This is a genomic window from Streptomyces avidinii (genome assembly GCF_014650695.1).
Taxonomy (GTDB): Bacteria; Actinomycetota; Actinomycetes; order Streptomycetales; family Streptomycetaceae; genus Streptomyces; species Streptomyces avidinii.
This window is the reverse complement of the sequence record NZ_BMVL01000014.1, coordinates 101889-118663: the sequence shown is the minus strand read 5'-3', so window position 1 is coordinate 118663 and position 16775 is coordinate 101889. Positions and strand designations below refer to the sequence as shown.

Sequence of the window (16775 nt, the reverse complement as noted above, 5' to 3'; positions counted from 1 at the left end):
GCCTCCGTGATCCCGCCGCGTGTCGCCCCGCAGGGTACCGGCCCGTGTGCCGCAGCGTTGCCGGGGGCCCGCCGGCGGCTCAGCCGTGGAAGTGGATCCCGGTCACGGCGGCGGCCGAGCGGCGGTCCAGCAGGGTCGCCGATGCGCAGCCCGCGGGCGGGCGCCCCGCTTCGGCCTCGCGGAGCAGGCGGCCCACCGCACCGCGGTGGCGGGCGAAGGCGTACGCGGACACCCGGCGGCCGCGCGCGGCCTGCCCGGAGAGGGCCTCCTCGGGGCTGCTGTCCAGCAGGAGCAGGTGCAGCGCCCGGCCCCGGCGCCGCGCGGCGGCCGCGAGCAGCCCCCGTACCCAGCTCTGCGTACCGCAGTCGTGGACGACCACGGAGGCCCCGGACCGCAGGATCCGCCAGAGCCCCCAGTAGTGCGCGGCGCGCACCAGCGGCCGGTACACCGCGTACGGGAGCGCGGCGGGCATGCTCTGCTCCCAGCGCTCGCGGGTGTCCTGGGAGTCGACGGCCCCGCCCTCGGCGGCCGCCCGCTTGATCAGGGTGCTCTTCCCGCCGCCGGGCAGGCCGGACACCACGACGATGTCCCCGGCCGCGAAGCCGAGCGGCTGGGGGGTGCGCACGGCGGGGCCGCGCAGGTCGCGCACGAGGCCGAGGCCGGCGTCGGCCGCCCTCCTGCGGCCCTGCGCGCCCCGCTGCGCCGGCACCGCTTCCACGGTTCCCGTCGTCGTCACCACTCCGAATCTCCGCACAGTGTTCGCCTCCCCCGAATCGGGTCACCAGGACCCTTGCCCACTGAGTGTAAAGAGACGGTAATCCGGCGGCCCCGGTTCCGGTCGGACCCTTCGGAGAGCCGTACGAACTTTCGGCCCCCGCCGCCCGATGCCGGGCACGGCGTGCAATGATGTGCGCCATCTGGACCAACTGCATACAGGCCGCTTGAATCCGCGCGGGAGAGTCCCGGCACGCCGCAAGGCCGTGCGCGGGCGCCGAAGGAGCAAGAACCTCCCTTGAATCTCTCAGGCCCCGTACCGCGTGGATGAGGCAGATCTGAAAAGCGAGCTGCTGCGCAGCTCCACCCAAGGTGCAAGTCGAGGAGACCCGGCGATCTGCTGATCGGCGGAACTCTCGGCGAACCTCTCAGGTTCCGATGACAGATGGGGAGGAACGTCCTCGTCATGTCATGTCGATGCCCTGGGACCCGGGAGCCACACCCATGAGCACTGCCCCCCGCCTGACCGCCCTCGATGCGCTGCACCGCTCGCTCGGTGCGACCATGACCGACTTCGCGGGCTGGGACATGCCGCTGCGGTACGCCAGCGAGCGCGACGAGCACAACGCCGTCCGTACGAAGGCCGGTCTCTTCGACCTGTCCCACATGGGCGAGATCACGCTGACCGGCCCGGAGGCCGTCAAGGCCCTGGACCACGCGCTGGTCGGCAACATCTCCACCGTCGGTGTCGGCCGCGCCCGCTACACGCACATCTGTCAGGAGGACGGCGGGATCGTCGACGACCTGATCGTCTACCGCCTCGGCGAGACCGAGTACATGGTCGTCGCCAACGCCTCCAACGCCCAGGTCGTCCTGGACGCCCTGACCGAGCGTGCCGCCGGCTTCGACACCGAGGTCCGAGACGACCGCGACGCGTACGCGCTGCTCGCGGTGCAGGGTCCGGAGTCCCCCGGGATTCTGGCCTCCCTGACCGACGCCGACCTGGACGGCCTCAAGTACTACGCCGGCCTGCCGGGCACCGTCGCGGGCGTGCCCGCGCTGATCGCGCGTACGGGCTACACGGGCGAGGACGGCTTCGAGCTGTTCGTCTCCCCCGAGCACGCCGTCGAGCTGTGGCAGGCGCTGACCAAGGCCGGCGAGGGCGTCGGCCTGGTGCCGGCCGGCCTGTCCTGCCGCGACACCCTGCGCCTGGAAGCGGGCATGCCGCTGTACGGGCACGAGCTGACCACCTCCCTCACCCCGTTCGACGCGGGCCTGGGCCGGGTCGTGAAGTTCGAGAAGGAGGGGGACTTCGTCGGCCGCGCCGCGCTGGAGGCCGCCGCCGAGCGTGCCGCCACCAACCCGCCGCGCAAGCTGGTCGGTCTGATCGCCGAGGGCCGCCGCGTTCCGCGCGCCGGGTTCCCGGTCGTCGCCGACGGTCAGGTCATCGGCGAGGTCACCTCCGGCGCCCCGTCCCCGACGCTGGGCAAGCCGATCGCGATGGCGTACGTGGACGCGGCGCACGCCGCGCCCGGTACCTCCGGCGTAGGCGTCGACATTCGCGGTACGCATGAGCCGTACGAGGTCGTGGCGCTGCCGTTCTACAAGCGGCAGAAGTAACCCCACGCACCACGTCCGCCGTACGGGAACCCGTACGGCGCCGTCTCAGTACCCAAGACCACAGTTCGTATCCACTCCCCCGCATCCAGGAGAATCAGGTCATGAGCAACCCCGAGAAGCTGCGTTACACCAAGGAGCACGAGTGGCTGTCGGACGCCGTGGACGGCGTCGCGACGGTCGGCATCACGGAGTTCGCGGCCAACGCGCTCGGTGACGTCGTCTACGCCCAGCTCCCCGAGGTCGGCGACACCGTGACCGAGGGCGAGACCTGCGGCGAGCTGGAGTCGACGAAGTCGGTCAGCGACCTGTACTCCCCGGTCACCGGTGAGATCGTCGAGGCCAACCAGGACGTCGTGGAAGACCCGGCGCTCGTGAACACCGCCCCGTTCGAGGGTGGCTGGCTCTTCAAGGTCCGCCTCTCGGAGGAGCCGAAGGACACGCTCTCCTTCGAGGAGTACGCCAAGCTCACCGCCGGTAACTGACACCCCAGGGGATCCTGATGTCTGTACTGAACACCCCGCTCCACGAGCTCGACCCGGACGTCGCCGCCGCCGTCGACGCCGAGCTCGTACGCCAGCAGTCCACCCTGGAAATGATCGCGTCGGAGAACTTCGCTCCGGTCGCCGTCATGGAGGCCCAGGGTTCGGTCCTGACCAACAAGTACGCCGAGGGCTACCCGGGCCGCCGTTACTACGGCGGCTGCGAGCACGTCGACGTGGTCGAGCAGATCGCGATCGACCGCATCAAGGCGCTGTTCGGCGCCGAGGCCGCGAACGTCCAGCCGCACTCCGGTGCGCAGGCCAACGCCGCCGCGATGTTCGCGCTGCTGAAGCCGGGCGACACGATCATGGGCCTGAACCTGGCCCACGGCGGTCACCTGACCCACGGCATGAAGATCAACTTCTCCGGCAAGCTCTACAACGTGGTCCCGTACCACGTCGACGAGACCGGTGAGGTGGACATGGCCGAGGTCGAGCGCCTCGCCAAGGAGTCCAAGCCGCAGCTGATCGTCGCCGGCTGGTCCGCCTACCCGCGCCAGCTGGACTTCGCCGCCTTCCGCCGCATCGCGGACGAGGTCGGCGCGTACCTGATGGTCGACATGGCGCACTTCGCCGGCCTGGTCGCCGCGGGTCTGCACCCGAACCCGGTGCCGCACGCCCACGTCGTCACCACCACCACGCACAAGACCCTCGGCGGTCCGCGCGGCGGTGTCATCCTGTCGACGCAGGAGCTGGCCAAGAAGATCAACTCCGCGGTCTTCCCGGGTCAGCAGGGCGGCCCGCTGGAGCACGTGATCGCGGCCAAGGCCGTCTCCTTCCTGGTCGCGGCCTCGCCCGAGTTCAAGGAGCGCCAGGAGCGCACCCTGGAGGGTGCGAAGATCCTCGCCGCCCGCCTGGTCCAGGACGACGTCAAGGCCGTGGGCGTGGACGTCCTCACCGGTGGCACCGACGTGCACCTGGTCCTGGTCGACCTGCGCAACTCCGAGCTGGACGGTCAGCAGGCCGAGGACCGCCTCCACGAGGTCGGCATCACGGTCAACCGCAACGCCATCCCGAACGACCCGCGGCCGCCGATGGTCACCTCGGGTCTGCGGATCGGTACGCCGGCCCTGGCCACCCGCGGTTTCGACGCCGAGGCCTTCACCGAGGTCGCCGAGATCATCGCGCAGGCCCTGAAGCCCGCGTACGACAGCGAGGCCCTGAAGGCGCGCGTCTCCGCGCTCGCCGCGAAGTTCCCGCTCTACCCGTCGCTCTAGCCGGGGGCCGGTCACCGGCCACGAAGGGGCCCGGCCTTGTTCCCGCACAGGCCGGGCCCCTTCCGTCTTCCTCTGCACACGGCCGCACACCGCACGCAGCAGCACGCAGCAGCACCTCCCCGCACCGCCCGCCCCTCCCCGCCCGACGGCCCCGGCGCCGTCACCGCCGGGGTGTGCGGGCCCGGGACCGCGGACCGGCACCCGCCCGACCCGTCCGCGTAACGCATCCCACCTCGTCCGGCAGCCGACGCGTTCACCTCACCGCGCTAAGCTCGTCTGCCGGACAAAATCCGAATAATCCACCTCTCCTGCCCCCTCCCACCCCACGAGCAGACAAGGGAGTCCGCCACCGTGGCCATCTCCGTCTTCGATCTCTTCTCCATCGGTATCGGTCCCTCCTCCTCCCACACGGTCGGTCCGATGCGGGCCGCGCGCATGTTCGTGACGCGGCTGAAGAAGGACGGCGTGCTGGCCCAGACCGCCTCCGTCCGGGCCGAGCTCTTCGGGTCCCTCGGTGCGACCGGCCACGGACACGGCACCCCCAAGGCGGTGCTCCTCGGCCTGGAGGGCCACTCCCCCCGCACGGTCAACGTCGAGACCGCCGACGACGAGGTCGAGCGCATCCGCAGGACCGGCCGGCTGCGGCTGCTGGGCGCGGAAATAGGTGACGTCCACGAGATCGCCTTCGACGAGCCGAACCAGCTGATCCTGCACCGTCGGCGCTCCCTGCCGTACCACGCGAACGGGATGACGCTCTTCGCGTACGACACCGCGGGCACCCCGCTGCTGGAGAAGACCTACTACTCGGTCGGCGGCGGCTTCGTCGTGGACGAGGACGCGGTCGGCGAGGACCGGATCAAGCTCGACGACACGGTGCTGAAGTACCCCTTCCGCTCCGGTGACGAGATGCTGCGCCTCGCGAACGAGACCGGGCTGTCGATCTCCTCCCTGATGCTGGAGAACGAGAAGGCCTGGCGCACCGAGGACGAGATCCGCGAGGGCCTCCTGGAGATCTGGCGCGTCATGCAGTCCTGCGTCTCGCGCGGCATGTCCCGCGAGGGCATCCTCCCCGGCGGCCTGCGGGTCAAGCGCCGGGCCGCCTCCACGGCGCGCCAGCTGCGCACCGAGGGCGACCCGATGCTGCACCGCAGCGAGTGGGCGACGATCTACGCCATGGCCGTCAACGAGGAGAACGCGGCGGGCGGCCGGGTCGTGACCGCGCCGACCAACGGCGCCGCGGGCGTCCTGCCCGCCGTGCTCCACTACTACATGAACTTCGTGCCGGGCGCGGACGAGGACGGCGTGGTCCGCTTCCTCCTCGCGGCGGGCGCGATCGGCATGCTCTTCAAGGAGAACGCCTCGATCTCCGGCGCCGAGGTCGGCTGCCAGGGCGAGGTGGGCTCCGCCTGCTCGATGGCGGCCGGCGCCCTCGCCGAGGTGCTCGGCGGCACCCCGGAGCAGGTCGAGAACGCGGCCGAGATCGGCATGGAGCACAACCTGGGTCTGACCTGCGACCCGGTCGGCGGCCTCGTCCAGATCCCGTGCATCGAGCGCAACGGCATGGCGGCGGTCAAGGCCGTCACCGCGGCCCGGATGGCGATGCGCGGCGACGGCAGCCACAAGGTGTCCCTCGACAAGGTCATCAAGACCATGAAGGAGACCGGCGCCGACATGAAGGTCAAGTACAAGGAGACCGCCCGCGGCGGCCTCGCGGTCAACGTCATCGAGTGCTGACGCCCACCGCGTGACACGAGAGGGGCCCGGCGCGTGCGCCGGGCCCCTTCTCCGTCCGGAACCGGAACCGCGGGGCCCTCAGCGGCGTCCCAGGCTGTGCCACCAGTCCCCGTCTCTCGAGAATCGAGGGGACGTCATGATCCACGCCCGTCTCCGGCAGTTCGTGGCCCTGGCAACCGGCGCGCTGCTCGCCGCCTGCCTCTCCTTCGCCGCGCCTGCCTCGGCCTCCTCCCTCACCGCCACCACGGCACAGGCCCAGACCCCGCTCGTCGTCAATGCCCGCTGGGCCGGGCACCCCTCCTACGACCGGATCGTCATCGATCTCCAGGGGTACTCCCCCACGGTGACCGTCACCCCCGTCAACCAGCTGGTCTACGACGGTTCCGGGAAGCCCGTGCCGCTGCCCGGGAAGTACTTCCTGGAGATCCGCCTCAACCCGGCCGCCGCGCACAACGACGCGGGCGGGAACGTCTACCAGGGCCCCAAGCTCCAGCAGATCAACCTCAGCAAGCTCAAGGGCATCGCCCTGACCGGCGACTACGAGGGGTACGTGACCTTCGGCGCCGCCTTCGACACCCTGCCGTACTACCGCGCGTTCGCCCTGCACGCGCCGGAGCGGTACGTGGTGGACATCGCGCACTGAGCCGGTCCGCCGGCCGCCGGGCCCGGGGCGTCCCACGCCCCGGGCCTCGCTGTTCGTCCCCGCCCCCTCACCTCCGCCAGAACAAGTGGTGCTTCACACCGCTGGGGCTGGGCACGACGTCGAGGTGGAACCGGTCGAGCAGCTCCTCGGGGGACTCCCAGAGCCTGACCCCGGATCCGAACTCCACCGGCGCGACCGCCACGTGCAGGGTGTCGACGAGGTCCGCGTCGAGGAACTCCCGGACGGTGGTGGCCCCGCCGCCGAGCCGGACGTCCTTGCCCTGCGCCGCGTCCCGCGCCGCGGCGAGGACCGTCGCCGGCTCCCCGGCAACGAAGTGGAACGTGGTGTCGGAGAGTGTGAACGAAGGACGCGGGTGGTGGGTCATCACGAACACGGGGGTGTGGAACGGGGGCTCCTCGCCCCACCAGCCGCGCCAGTCGTGATCGGCCCAGGGGCCGCGCTGGGGCCCGAACTTGTTGCGGCCCATGATCTCGGCGCCGATGTTGTGCGCGAAGTCCCGGGTGAAGTAGTCGTCGAGGCCGCGGCTTCCTCCGGGGTCGGTGCGGTTGGGCCAGCTCGCCGTCGCTCCGGCCCAGGCGAACAGCGGGCCGGGATCGGCGTCACCGAACGGCCGCGCGAGGCTCTGGTGCTCGCCGGCGCCGAATCCGTCGCGCGAGACGGTGAAGTTCTGGACTCTCAGCAATTGCTCCACGGGCTTCCTCCGGTCGGGTCGATGACGATGAGACCGCCCGGGCGGCGAAAACTCAGCGGTGCTCGGGGTTGGGGAAGTCGAAGCGGCAGCCCGCGTCCCACTGCGCGCGCTGGTTGCCGTGGGCCGGGATGCCGCCCGAGCGCTTGAGCAGGGCGGCCAGGTGCATGAGGTTCCAGGACATGAAGGCGGTGTTGCGGTTGGTGAAGTCGTTCTCGGGTCCGCCCGAGCCGGGGTCCAGGTACGAGGGTCCGGGCCCGGCCTCGCCGATCCAGCCCGCGTCGGCCTGCGGCGGGATCGTGTAGCCGAGGTGCTGGAGGCTGTAGAGGATGTTCATGGCGCAGTGCTTGACGCCGTCCTCGTTGCCGGTGATCAGCGCGCCCCCGACCCGCCCGTAGTAGGCGTACTGGCCCTGCTCGTTCAGCAGGGAGGAGCAGGCGTAGAGCCGCTCGATGACCTGCTTCATCACGGAGCTGTTGTCGCCTAGCCAGATGGGGCCGCACAGGACGAGGATGTCGGCGTCCATGACCTGGCTGTAGAGGACCGGCCACTGGTCGCTCTCCCAGCCGTGCTCGGTCATGTCGGGCCAGACCCCGGTCGCGATGTCGTGGTCGACGGCGCGCACGAGGGAGGTCCGGGCACCGGCGGCCTCCATGACCGCGCGGCTCCTGTCGATCAGGCCCTCGGTGTTGCTGGTCTCGGGCGAGCGTTTGAGCGTGCAGTTCACGTAAAGGGCGGTCAGGTCCGAGTAGTCGTATGCGGCAGCCACTCCCCCAGCGTGGACAGGGCGTCCGGCCTCCGCCACCGGGGGACGCCCGTACGGGGCGGCCCCGGCGTGGCCCGCGCGGCCGCGAATCTAGGATGACCGCATGTCGCTCCCGCACGCCATCCTCACCGCCCTGCTCGAGAAGCCCTCGTCCGGGCTGGAGCTGACCCGGCGGTTCGACAAGTCGATCGGGTACTTCTGGTCGGCGACGCACCAGCAGATCTACCGCGAGCTGGGGCGGCTGGAGGAGGCCGGGCTGATCCGGGAGCTGCCCAGCGAGGTGCCCGTACGGGGGCAGAAGAAGGAGTACGAGGTGCTGCCGGCCGGCGGCGCGGAGCTGGCCCGGTGGGTCGGCGAGAGCCAGGACCCCAAGCCGATGCGCGACCCGCTGCTGCTGCGGATCCGTGCCGCGGGTGTGGTGGGGCCGCAGGGGCTCGGCCCCGAGCTGCGGCGCCACCTGGAGCTGCACCGGCGCCAGCTCGCGCAGTACGAGGCCATCGAGGAGAAGGACTTCCCGCCGGGGCGGGACGCTGTGGAGGACCGGCTGCGCCGGCTCGTGCTGCACGGCGGGATCGCCCTGGAGACGTTCTGGCTGCACTGGCTGGAGGAGGCCCTCACCGAGGTCGAGGACATGTCCGGCCCGCAGGCCTGACACCGGACGCGGGGCTCCGGGGCGGGACGCACGCTGCCGCCCCGCCCCGGCGGTCCGGGACGGGGCGGCAGCGGGAGGGACTACTTGTTCAGGGAGGCCCAGAACTCGTCGAAGCTCAGCAGCTTGTCGCCGTTCGCGTCCTTGGAGGCGACGACGGAATCCGCGACAGCCGGGGACACGTAGGCGTCGCCCATGGCGCGCATCGCGGCGCTGTACTCGTCGGCCGTGATGAAGCCGTCACCGTTCACGTCGAACTTGTCGAACGTAGCCCGTGCGCTCTCGATGTCCGCCACTGGGTCCACCCCTTCTTGGTGCTTGTTGACCGGCCCAGGGTAGCCGCCCCCGGGGCGGGTGGACCCGCCGGGTCCTGCCCGCCCGCCCTGCCGTGCCCGACGGCGGCCCGGGGGTGTCCTGCCGATCGCACCGGGCTCCCCCTACCGGAAGATCCCGGTGTGGCCGAGCGAGTAGCGGCCGGGCTGCGGGTACACGGCGAGACCGTGCGGTCCGCCGCCCACCGGGATCCGGGCGACCTGCTTGCCGGTCAGGGTGTCGACCGCGTAGACCTCGGAGTTGTAGCGGCCGGACAGCCACAGCACCTTGCCGTCGGCCGAGACCCCGCCCATGTCGGGGCTGCCGCCGTCCGGCAGCGTCCACTTCTTGGTGAGCCGGTTCTCCGGGAAGTTGAAGACCGAGATGGTGCCCTCGCCCCGGTTGGAGACGTACATCTCCTTGGAGTCACGGCTCACGTAGAGGCCGTGGCAGCCCTTGCCCGTGGGCAGCAGCTTGGGGGTCTCGAACTTGTCCCCGCTCAGCACCCACATCCCGTGCGCCATCATGTCCGCGACGTAGAAGGTCTTCCCGTCCGGGGAGACCTTGACGTCCTGCGGCATCGCGCCCTCGAACGGCAGCTTCTGCTGGCCGACGACCTCCATCCGCTCGGTGTCGATCTTGAGGAGTTCGCCGGAGAACTCGCAGCTCACGATGAAGTAGCGGCCGTCGGCGGAGAAGTCCGCGTGGTTGACGCCGTAGCAGGTCACGGGGACCGTCTTGACGCGGTCCATCGTGTGCGGGTCGCGGAAGACGAGCTCCTTGTCCATCGAGGCCATGACGATCGCGTACTTGCCGTTCGGCGTGAAGTACAGGTTGTACGGGTCGTGCACCTCGACCGGCTTTCCGGCCTCGCCGGTGGCCGGGTTGATCGGGGTGAGCGTGTGGCCCCGGTTGTTGTTGACCCACAGGGTCTTCAGGTCCCAGGAAGGGACCACGTGCTGGGGCTGGACCCCGACCGGGATGGTGTCGATGACCTGGTAGGTCGCCGGGTCGATGACGGACACCGTGTTGGAGTTGGTGTTCGGCACGTAGACGCGGGAGGGGAAGTCCTTGACCACGGGTGAGAGCTTGTTCGGCCGGTCCGCCGCGTAGACGTCGTTCGGATCGAGGAGCGGCGGCATGCCGGGCAGGCCGGCCGGGGCGGCCGGCACGGCCTTGACCGGCTTGGCCGGGCCCTTGGTGCCGAGCGCCTCGGCGGGTCCCTTGTCGGCTGATCCGCAGCCGGCCAGGGCGGCGAGGACCAGCCCTGCCAGCAGCACGCCGGCAGTCCGGGGAAGGCGGGTGGTCGTCATGGGGTCAGCAGCTCCGTGGTGGTCACCGCGCGCAGTTTGCGGCGCGCGAGTTCTTCGAGGAGGGGAGGCATCGCGTCGACCGTGTCCGCGTAGCCGAAGTGCAGGCTCACCACCGATCCGGGCCGGATCGTCCCGGTGACGGTGCGGATGACGGCCGCGGCACCGGGCGAGGTGAAGTCGAGGGAGTCCACGTCGTACGAGAGGACGTGCGGGTAGCCCGCGCGCTGGGCCAGTTTCCGGACGAGCGGGGTCGCGTACTGGGTCTGGGAGGGCCGGAACCAGGTGCCGATGGAGCCGGTGAGTCGCTTGAGCCGCTGGGCGCAGCCGGTGATCTCGGCGTACGCCTCCGCCTCGGGCATGTCGTTGATGGCGAGGTGGCGCTGGGTGTGGTTGCCGAGCTCGTGACCGCCGTCGAGGATGCGGCGGGCCAGCTCCGGATGGGCGTCGAGCCAGGAGCCGATCGCGAGGACGGTGACCCGCGCGCCGCCCTTCTCGGCCGCGGCCAGGACGGCCCGGGCGATGGCGGGGTCCCCGTTGCCGTGGAAGGTGAGGGCGACCCGGGGGCGGTCGCGCGGTCCGTGGTCGATCTCGACCGGCTGCCCCGCGAACCGGCGCGGGGCGGCGGCCGGGGCCGCCTGTGCCGGGCGGGCCGGCCGGACCGGACCCGGCGGCGGACCGGAGGACGCGGTGGCGGGCCGGCCCGGTCCGCAGGCGGCGGTGAGGCCGGCAGCGGCGGCGCCGGCCGCCGGGAGGACGGCCGCGCGCAGGGCCACGCGCAGGGCCGCGCGGCGGCCTGGTTGTGAGAGCACTTGCCCATTTAAGGGGTGGATGACCCGGATGGTAATGATTGACCCAATTCGGTAGGTCCACCAAAAGGGGCCAACCGGGTGGTCGGGTCGCTAAGTGATCAACGATTTACACAGAGCAGTCGATGCTTATTCATGGATTACGAGGTGAGTGGCCCACCTCACCTAGGATTTAGCTAGAAAGTCTTACGATTTGCCCACTTATGTCCAAGTAGGGACTTTTGGCGTTTGGGCCCTCGTCTGCCATAGTCGGAAGCACGACTTCCCATTGACCCGAGCGAAGTCACCACGCCGAGGATCACACCCCCTTCGATCCTCGGCGCACCCATGAAGCCCCCCATGCCGATCCGGCGCACGGGGGCTTCAGGCGTTCTGGCGGTCGGCGACCCGCATCTCGAACCAGGTGATCTTCCCGCGCGGCTGCAGATCGGCGCCCCAGCGGTCGGACAGCTTGTCGACGAGGAAGAGGCCGCGGCCGGTGGTGTCCATCTCGTGGACCGGCATCAAGCAGGGCAGTCCGCGCGAGGGGTCACGCACCTCGACCCGGATCCAGCCCCGGCGCCGCAACATCCGTAAGCCGAAGGAGCGGGCCCCGGTGTGCCGGACCGCGTTGCCGACGAGCTCGGAGACCAGCAGGACGGCGTGCTCGGCGATCTGCGGCGAGAGGCCCCAGAGGCGGATCACCACGCACTGGGTGAGCCGGCGCGCGGTGCTCGCCGACTCCGGCATGGACGGCAAGGTCACTTCCGCCTCGGCCGGATTTCCGTACAACTCCAACGCTTTGAGGCCCTGTTCGTCCTCAACAGCCGCCGTGAGCCGTACCGCCGAAGCGCTGCCGCGCTGCCGCGGCTGTTCCACACCCTCCAGGCCCGCCATGCACCCATCATGGACGGCCGATGCGCCCTCCCGGGCGGTTCCACAGGAAAACACCCCCCGGATTCAACCAGTCCAAGGGGGTGTTCCGTCATATGCAGGAGGCAACCAGAGGGCCTCGACACGCACCATGACCTGAGGTGACACCACGCATGGATGTGATCACAGCGAGTGGATCACCGTTTCCCCTTAAGGTTGCCTTAAGGCCTGGCTAATCCACCCACAGGGAGGACCGCCGCACTCGGCCGCAGACCACCGCTCAGACGAACTTCGCCTTGCCAGGGCCCTCTTCGACGAAACTGCGCATACCGAGCTCGCGGTCCTCGGTGGCGAACAGGCCGGCGAACCAGTTGCGTTCGATGGTCAGGCCGGTGTCGATGTCGGCCTCCAGACCCGCGTCCACGCACTCCTTGGCGGCACGCAGCGCGATCGCCGGACCCAGCGCCAGCTTCGCGGCCCAGGCGTGCGCCTGCTCGTACACCTCGGCCGCGGGCACCACCCGGTCGACCAGGCCGAGAGTCAGCGCCTCGTCGGCCTTGACCATGCGGCCGGTGAAGATCAGGTCCTTGGCCTTGGAGGGTCCGACCAGCCGGGACAGCCGCTGGGTGCCGCCGGCGCCCGGGATCAGGCCGAGCAGGATCTCGGGCTGACCGAGCTTGGCGTTGTCGGCGGCGATCCGGTAGTCGGCGCACAGCGCGAGTTCGCAACCGCCGCCCAGCGCGTAGCCGGTGATGGCTGCGACGACGGGCTTGGGGATGCGGGCGACGGCGGTGAAGGCGTCCTGGAGCGCGCGGGACCGGGCGACCATCGCCGCGTGGTCCATCGTCTGCATCTCCTTGATGTCCGCGCCCGCCGCGAACACCTTCTCGCCGCCGTAGATGATGACCGCGCGGACGTCGGTCCGGTCGGTCGCCTCCACGGCGAGCTCGCGCAGCCGGTCCTGGGCTGCGATGTCCAGGGCGTTCATGGGCGGCCGGTCCAGGCGGATGGTGCCGACGCCTTCGGAGACTTCGAGAGAGAGGGTCATGCGGGCCAGGTTAGCGCCGGTTAACGTGAAGTGGCCCGGTGCCGTGGGTCACAGCACCGGGCCACTTCACGGGGTACGGGACCCGCTTACTTGATCCACTCCGCCCAGTCCATGTTCCAGCCGTTGAGGCCGTTGTCCGGGGCGATCTGCTTGTCCTTGGAGTTCTTCACGACGACCACGTCGCCGATCAGGGACTCGTTGAAGAACCAGGCGGCCGGCTGGTCGTTGTCGCCGGCGCCGCGGACGTCCTTGAGGCCGACGCAGCCGTGGCTGACGTTCGCCGAGCCGAAGGTGCCGGCGGAGGCCCAGTAGTTGCCGTGGACGAAGGTGCCCGACTGCGACAGGCGCATCGCGTGCGGGACGTCGGAGATGTCGTACTCGCCGCCGAAGCCCACGGTCGCGCCGTTCATGCGGGTGACCTTGTACTTCTCGCTGATGACCATCTGCCCGTTGTAGGTGGTGGTCGACGGGGCGCCCGCGGTGATCGGGAGGGTCTTGATGACCTGGCCGTCACGGACGACCTGCATCTCCTTCTCGCTGGCGTCCACCGTGGAGACCTGGGAGCGGCCGACGGTGAAGGTGACCGTACGGGTCTGCTTGCCGTAGACGCCCGGGCGGCCTTCGACTCCGTCGAGGGCGAGCTTCACGGTGACCTTGGTCCCCGCGGCCCAGTACTTCTCGGGGCGGAAGTCCAGGCGGTCGTTGCCGAACCAGTGGCCCTCGACCTGCACGGGCGGCTCGGCCGTCACCGTGATGGCCTTCTCGACGGCCTCCGGGTTGGTGATCCCGCGGGTGAAGTTGATCGAGACCGGCATGCCCACACCGACGGTGGAGCCGTCCTCGGGGGTGTAGTGGCCCACGAAGGTGTTCGTCGGGGTCAGGGTGGTGAAGGTGGTGTCCTTGGCCGACTCCCGGCCGCCCTCGTCCTTGGCGACCGCGTGCACCTTGTACTCGGTGGCGGAGGCCAGGTGGCGGGCCGGCTCCCAGCTGGAGCCGTCGTCGGCGAGCTTGCCCTCGACCGCGTTGCCCTTGGTGTCGGCGACCGTCACAGTGGTCAGCTTGCCGCCGGTGCTCGTTATCTTCAGGACGCCGCTGGTGGCGACCTCCTTGGCCCCGTCGTCGGGCTTGACGCTGACGACCGCCTTCGAGGCCTCGGTACCGGTCTTGCCGCCGCCCCCGGCGTTGTCGCCGCTGCCGCTGCCTCCGCCACCGCCACTGCACGCGGTGGTGAACAGCAGGGCCGCCCCCAGCAGAAGGGCCGGCAGGCCGGTGCGGGCGCGGCCGCGTATCGGCTGCAGGTTCACTCGTGTTCTCCCCATGTCCCCCGCGCGCGGACTGTCGCGCGCTTGTTGACAGGTAATCACAGGGAGGGATCACGATGAGCCACGGTCTTGTCACCGTTCCGTCCCAACTGCCCGGAACGGTGCCTCGGCGGGCCGCCCCCCGGGACCGGGGGTGGGGAGTGATCGGGCCGACCCGCGGGGGCGGTCGCCGAGGGGGTCAGGCGCGGGGGCCCTTCGGGTGCTTGGAGTGCGGGGCCTGCTTGGGGTGCTTGGAGTGCTTGGAGTGCTTGGAGGGCTTGGAGGGCTTGGAGGCCTTCGGGTGCTTGCCCTTGCCGTGGTCGCCCTTGGAGTGCCCCGGCTTGCCCTTGCCGTGGTCGCCCTTCGGGTGCTTCGGGTGCTTCGGCTTGTCCTTGCCGTGGTCACCCTTGCCGTGCTCGTCCTTGCCGTGGTCGACGGGCTTGTTCCGCAGCGTGACCACGATGCGCCGGTCGGGGGTGCCGATGTCCAGGCGCAGCGGCCCGGTGACCCGATCGGCGGGCAGGACGTAGCCCGCGGGGACCGCGGTCTCGACCAGGTAGTACCAGCCCTCGGGGAGCGGGCCGAAGTCGCAGGCGCCGGCGCGGTCGGTGGTGCAGTCCGGGCCGACCCGGCGGTCGGCGTTGATGCCGCGCGTCTGCAGGCCCGGGGTGTTGTTGGTCTCCTGCCACGCCTCGAAGACCGCGCCGGGCAGCGGGCGCCCGGTCCTGGCGTCCTGCTTGACGACCCGGATCGAGCCCTCGTATTCCTCGCTCACCGGGGTGTTCGCAACGGCGACGACGACGCCGTCCACCACGTCACCGCGGTCCAACTCGAACCGGGTGACCGGGTCGGCCGGGTTCTCGTACCCGACCGGGGCGGCGGTCTCCCGCCAGTAGTACGTCTGCCCGATCGGCAGCTCCACCGTGCAGGTGCCCCGGGTGTCCGTCACGCAGACCCCGTCGAGACGGGTGTCGGCGGGTACGTCCGTCTGGAGGCCCGGGCGGTCGTTGCTCTCCTGCCACAGCTCGAACTGCGCGCCGGCCAGCGGGAGGCCCGTGGCCCGGTCGTTCTTGCGCAGCACCACCCGGGCGGCGGCCGGCGGCTCGGGGGTGCGCTGGTTGTCGGCCTCGTACCGGACCCCGGTGGAGGCGTTCTCGGTCGTGAGGGTCAGCTCGTGGACCCGCTCGGCCGGGAGGTCGTAGCCGAGCGGCGCCCTGGTCTCGCGCCAGTAGTACGTACCGGGTTCGGTGACCTGCTCGCAGATGCCGGACGCCGGCGTGGTGCACTCGTCGATCAGGATGTCGGCTCCCGGAGCGGTGTCCTGCAGCCCGTCCGTCCCGTTCGTCTCGCGCCACAGTTCGAACTGGGCCCCCTGCAGCGCAGCGCCCGTCGCCGCGTCCCGCTTGAGCACCGAAACCGATCCGGTCACCGGAGCCGGGCCGCCGCACTCGGGCAGGTCGCCGTTGAAGGGATAGGCGTGGAACTCCTGTCCGCCGCCCCCGGTGGCTGCGCTGGTGTGCGTGACGGAGCCGGTGGTGAAGAAGCGCCCGTTGATGCCGGGCAGGGTGACGGTGGTCTCGGAGGACTGCTGCCCCATCAGGAAGCTGCCCTGGAACTGGCCGCTGCCGGTCAGGTTCACGGTGGTGGCGTCCGGGAAGTTCCACAGCAGCCGGTCGCGGTAGGCGTTGAGGGGGTCGGTGTCCGCGATGCCGCCGCTGTAGGTGTTGATCGTGCGGGTGGCGCCCAGGACGTTCACCAGGACGGTGGCGGTGGCCGGGATGCCGGTGAACCGGATTCCCTGCTGCCGTCCACCGTTGCCGACCAGGTTCGCGTCGATGTTGAAGACCTGGAGCTCGGAGGAGTTGTCGCCGGTGAAGAGGGTCTCGAAGCCGTTGTTGACGGCCGTGCCGGTGGCCGGTCGGGGCTGCCCGCCGATCCGCGCGTAGCACCGGCTGGCGGCGCTGAGCCGGTCGCGCAGCCCCGCGTACGGGGCGGCCGCGGCGGGGTCCCGGACGGGGCGGCCCGTCACCGTGCCCGTGAGGGCGCCCGCGTACCGGACCACGCCGCCGTCGGCGAGCAGGCGTTCGCCCGTCGCCACCGCGATCGAGCCGCCGGTGGTGAGGAAGTCGGCGCCGACGGGCGGGGGCACCCGCGATCCGGCACCGACGATGCCGACGTTGTAGCGGCTGTCCCCGCCCGTCTGCTTGTCCTGGTCGAAGTCGCCGAGGACGACGAGCCGGCCCTCGGCCTCGGAGGCCCGGCCCCTGACCCGGAAGTCGCCGCCGGCGAAGATGTTGATGCCGTTGTCCCGGCCCTGCGGGACGCCGTCGCTGCCGATGGGCGGGTACGGGTCGGGGCAGTCACCGGGCACGCAGGGCCCCAGCCCCCCGGGGAGCGGCGCTCTTGCGGCAGCCGCCGGCCGCTCGCCGCCGGGACCCGCCGCGAAGGCGGCGGGCGCGGCGGAGGCCAGTACGGCTCCGATCGCGAGCCCCAGGGTCCAGTTCCTCAATGACATGACGCTCCGTCCGTTGCCTGCTGCCCTGATGTGCCCT

The 16775-nt window shown here is 70.9% G+C and carries 16 protein-coding genes and 1 riboswitch; of the genes, 6 read left to right on the top strand and 10 right to left on the bottom strand.

All coding sequences use genetic code 11. The features are described from left to right. Positions 1 to 79: 79 nt before the first annotated feature. Positions 80 to 736, bottom strand: coding sequence for an AAA family ATPase (locus IE257_RS29840; RefSeq protein WP_189972984.1), 657 nt, complete (start codon positions 734 to 736; stop codon positions 80 to 82). A 206-nt stretch (positions 737 to 942) separates the two neighbouring features. Beyond that, a riboswitch (glycine riboswitch) is annotated at positions 943 to 1046 on the top strand. A gap of 172 nt (positions 1047 to 1218) precedes the next feature. On the opposite strand from IE257_RS29840, the gene gcvT reads away from it, so the two are divergent. The 5 genes from gcvT to IE257_RS29815 all read left to right on the top strand — a co-directional run bounded on the left by gcvT (position 1219) and on the right by IE257_RS29815 (position 6467). Then, positions 1219 to 2334, top strand: coding sequence for a glycine cleavage system aminomethyltransferase GcvT (gene gcvT, locus IE257_RS29835; protein WP_189972983.1), 1116 nt, complete (start codon positions 1219 to 1221; stop codon positions 2332 to 2334). A gap of 101 nt (positions 2335 to 2435) precedes the next feature. Then, a complete protein-coding gene (gene gcvH, locus IE257_RS29830) occupies positions 2436 to 2816 on the top strand; it encodes a glycine cleavage system protein GcvH (RefSeq protein WP_189972982.1) in 381 nt (126 codons plus the stop codon). Positions 2817 to 2833: 17 nt separating this feature from the next. Then, entirely contained in the window at positions 2834 to 4090 is a 1257-nt protein-coding gene (glyA, locus tag IE257_RS29825) for a serine hydroxymethyltransferase (protein ID WP_189972981.1), read from the top strand. A 351-nt stretch (positions 4091 to 4441) separates the two neighbouring features. Beyond that, positions 4442 to 5824 carry an L-serine ammonia-lyase gene (locus IE257_RS29820; protein WP_189972980.1) on the top strand — a complete coding sequence of 461 codons (1383 nt, stop codon included), beginning with the start codon at positions 4442 to 4444 and terminating at the stop codon, positions 5822 to 5824. 136 nt (positions 5825 to 5960) lie between these two features. Next, entirely contained in the window at positions 5961 to 6467 is a 507-nt protein-coding gene (locus IE257_RS29815; protein ID WP_189972979.1) for an AMIN-like domain-containing (lipo)protein, read from the top strand. Between the two features lie 67 nt (positions 6468 to 6534). On the opposite strand, the gene IE257_RS29810 is transcribed toward IE257_RS29815, so the two are convergent. Then, positions 6535 to 7179, bottom strand: a complete 645-nt coding sequence (locus IE257_RS29810; RefSeq protein WP_189972978.1) for a dihydrofolate reductase family protein — start codon at positions 7177 to 7179, stop codon at positions 6535 to 6537. 52 nt (positions 7180 to 7231) lie between these two features. Continuing rightward, positions 7232 to 7945 (bottom strand): flavodoxin family protein, encoded by a 714-nt coding sequence (locus IE257_RS29805; RefSeq protein WP_189972977.1) that lies wholly within the window; start codon positions 7943 to 7945, stop codon positions 7232 to 7234. A 100-nt stretch (positions 7946 to 8045) separates the two neighbouring features. Between IE257_RS29805 and IE257_RS29800 the strand changes: the two genes are divergently transcribed. Further along, positions 8046 to 8594, top strand: a complete 549-nt coding sequence (locus tag IE257_RS29800) for a PadR family transcriptional regulator (RefSeq protein ID WP_189972976.1) — start codon at positions 8046 to 8048, stop codon at positions 8592 to 8594. Between the two features lie 80 nt (positions 8595 to 8674). Here IE257_RS29800 and IE257_RS29795 read toward each other — a convergent pair whose 3' ends face one another. From IE257_RS29795 to IE257_RS29765, 7 genes are all read right to left on the bottom strand, one after another. Continuing rightward, positions 8675 to 8887: an EF-hand domain-containing protein gene (locus tag IE257_RS29795; RefSeq protein ID WP_189972975.1), complete on the bottom strand. Its 213-nt coding sequence runs from the start codon at positions 8885 to 8887 to the stop codon at positions 8675 to 8677. A gap of 141 nt (positions 8888 to 9028) precedes the next feature. Further along, the gene (locus IE257_RS29790) at positions 9029 to 10216 is read right to left on the bottom strand and encodes a YncE family protein (protein WP_189972974.1); all 1188 of its coding nucleotides are present in this window, start codon (positions 10214 to 10216) and stop codon (positions 9029 to 9031) included. Then, positions 10213 to 11025, bottom strand: coding sequence for a polysaccharide deacetylase family protein (locus IE257_RS29785; RefSeq protein ID WP_229920732.1), 813 nt, complete (start codon positions 11023 to 11025; stop codon positions 10213 to 10215). The genes IE257_RS29790 and IE257_RS29785 overlap by 4 nt, the downstream gene beginning before the upstream one ends. A 360-nt stretch (positions 11026 to 11385) precedes the next feature. Continuing rightward, a complete protein-coding gene (locus IE257_RS29780; RefSeq protein WP_052873668.1) occupies positions 11386 to 11898 on the bottom strand; it encodes an ATP-binding protein in 513 nt (170 codons plus the stop codon). Between the two features lie 256 nt (positions 11899 to 12154). Further along, positions 12155 to 12922 (bottom strand): enoyl-CoA hydratase/isomerase family protein, encoded by a 768-nt coding sequence (locus IE257_RS29775; RefSeq protein ID WP_189972973.1) that lies wholly within the window; start codon positions 12920 to 12922, stop codon positions 12155 to 12157. 86 nt (positions 12923 to 13008) lie between these two features. Further along, positions 13009 to 14241, bottom strand: coding sequence for a L,D-transpeptidase (locus IE257_RS29770; protein WP_372453065.1), 1233 nt, complete (start codon positions 14239 to 14241; stop codon positions 13009 to 13011). A gap of 181 nt (positions 14242 to 14422) precedes the next feature. Next, positions 14423 to 16738 (bottom strand): choice-of-anchor A family protein, encoded by a 2316-nt coding sequence (locus IE257_RS29765; protein ID WP_189972972.1) that lies wholly within the window; start codon positions 16736 to 16738, stop codon positions 14423 to 14425. Between the last annotated feature and the right edge of the window lie 37 nt (positions 16739 to 16775).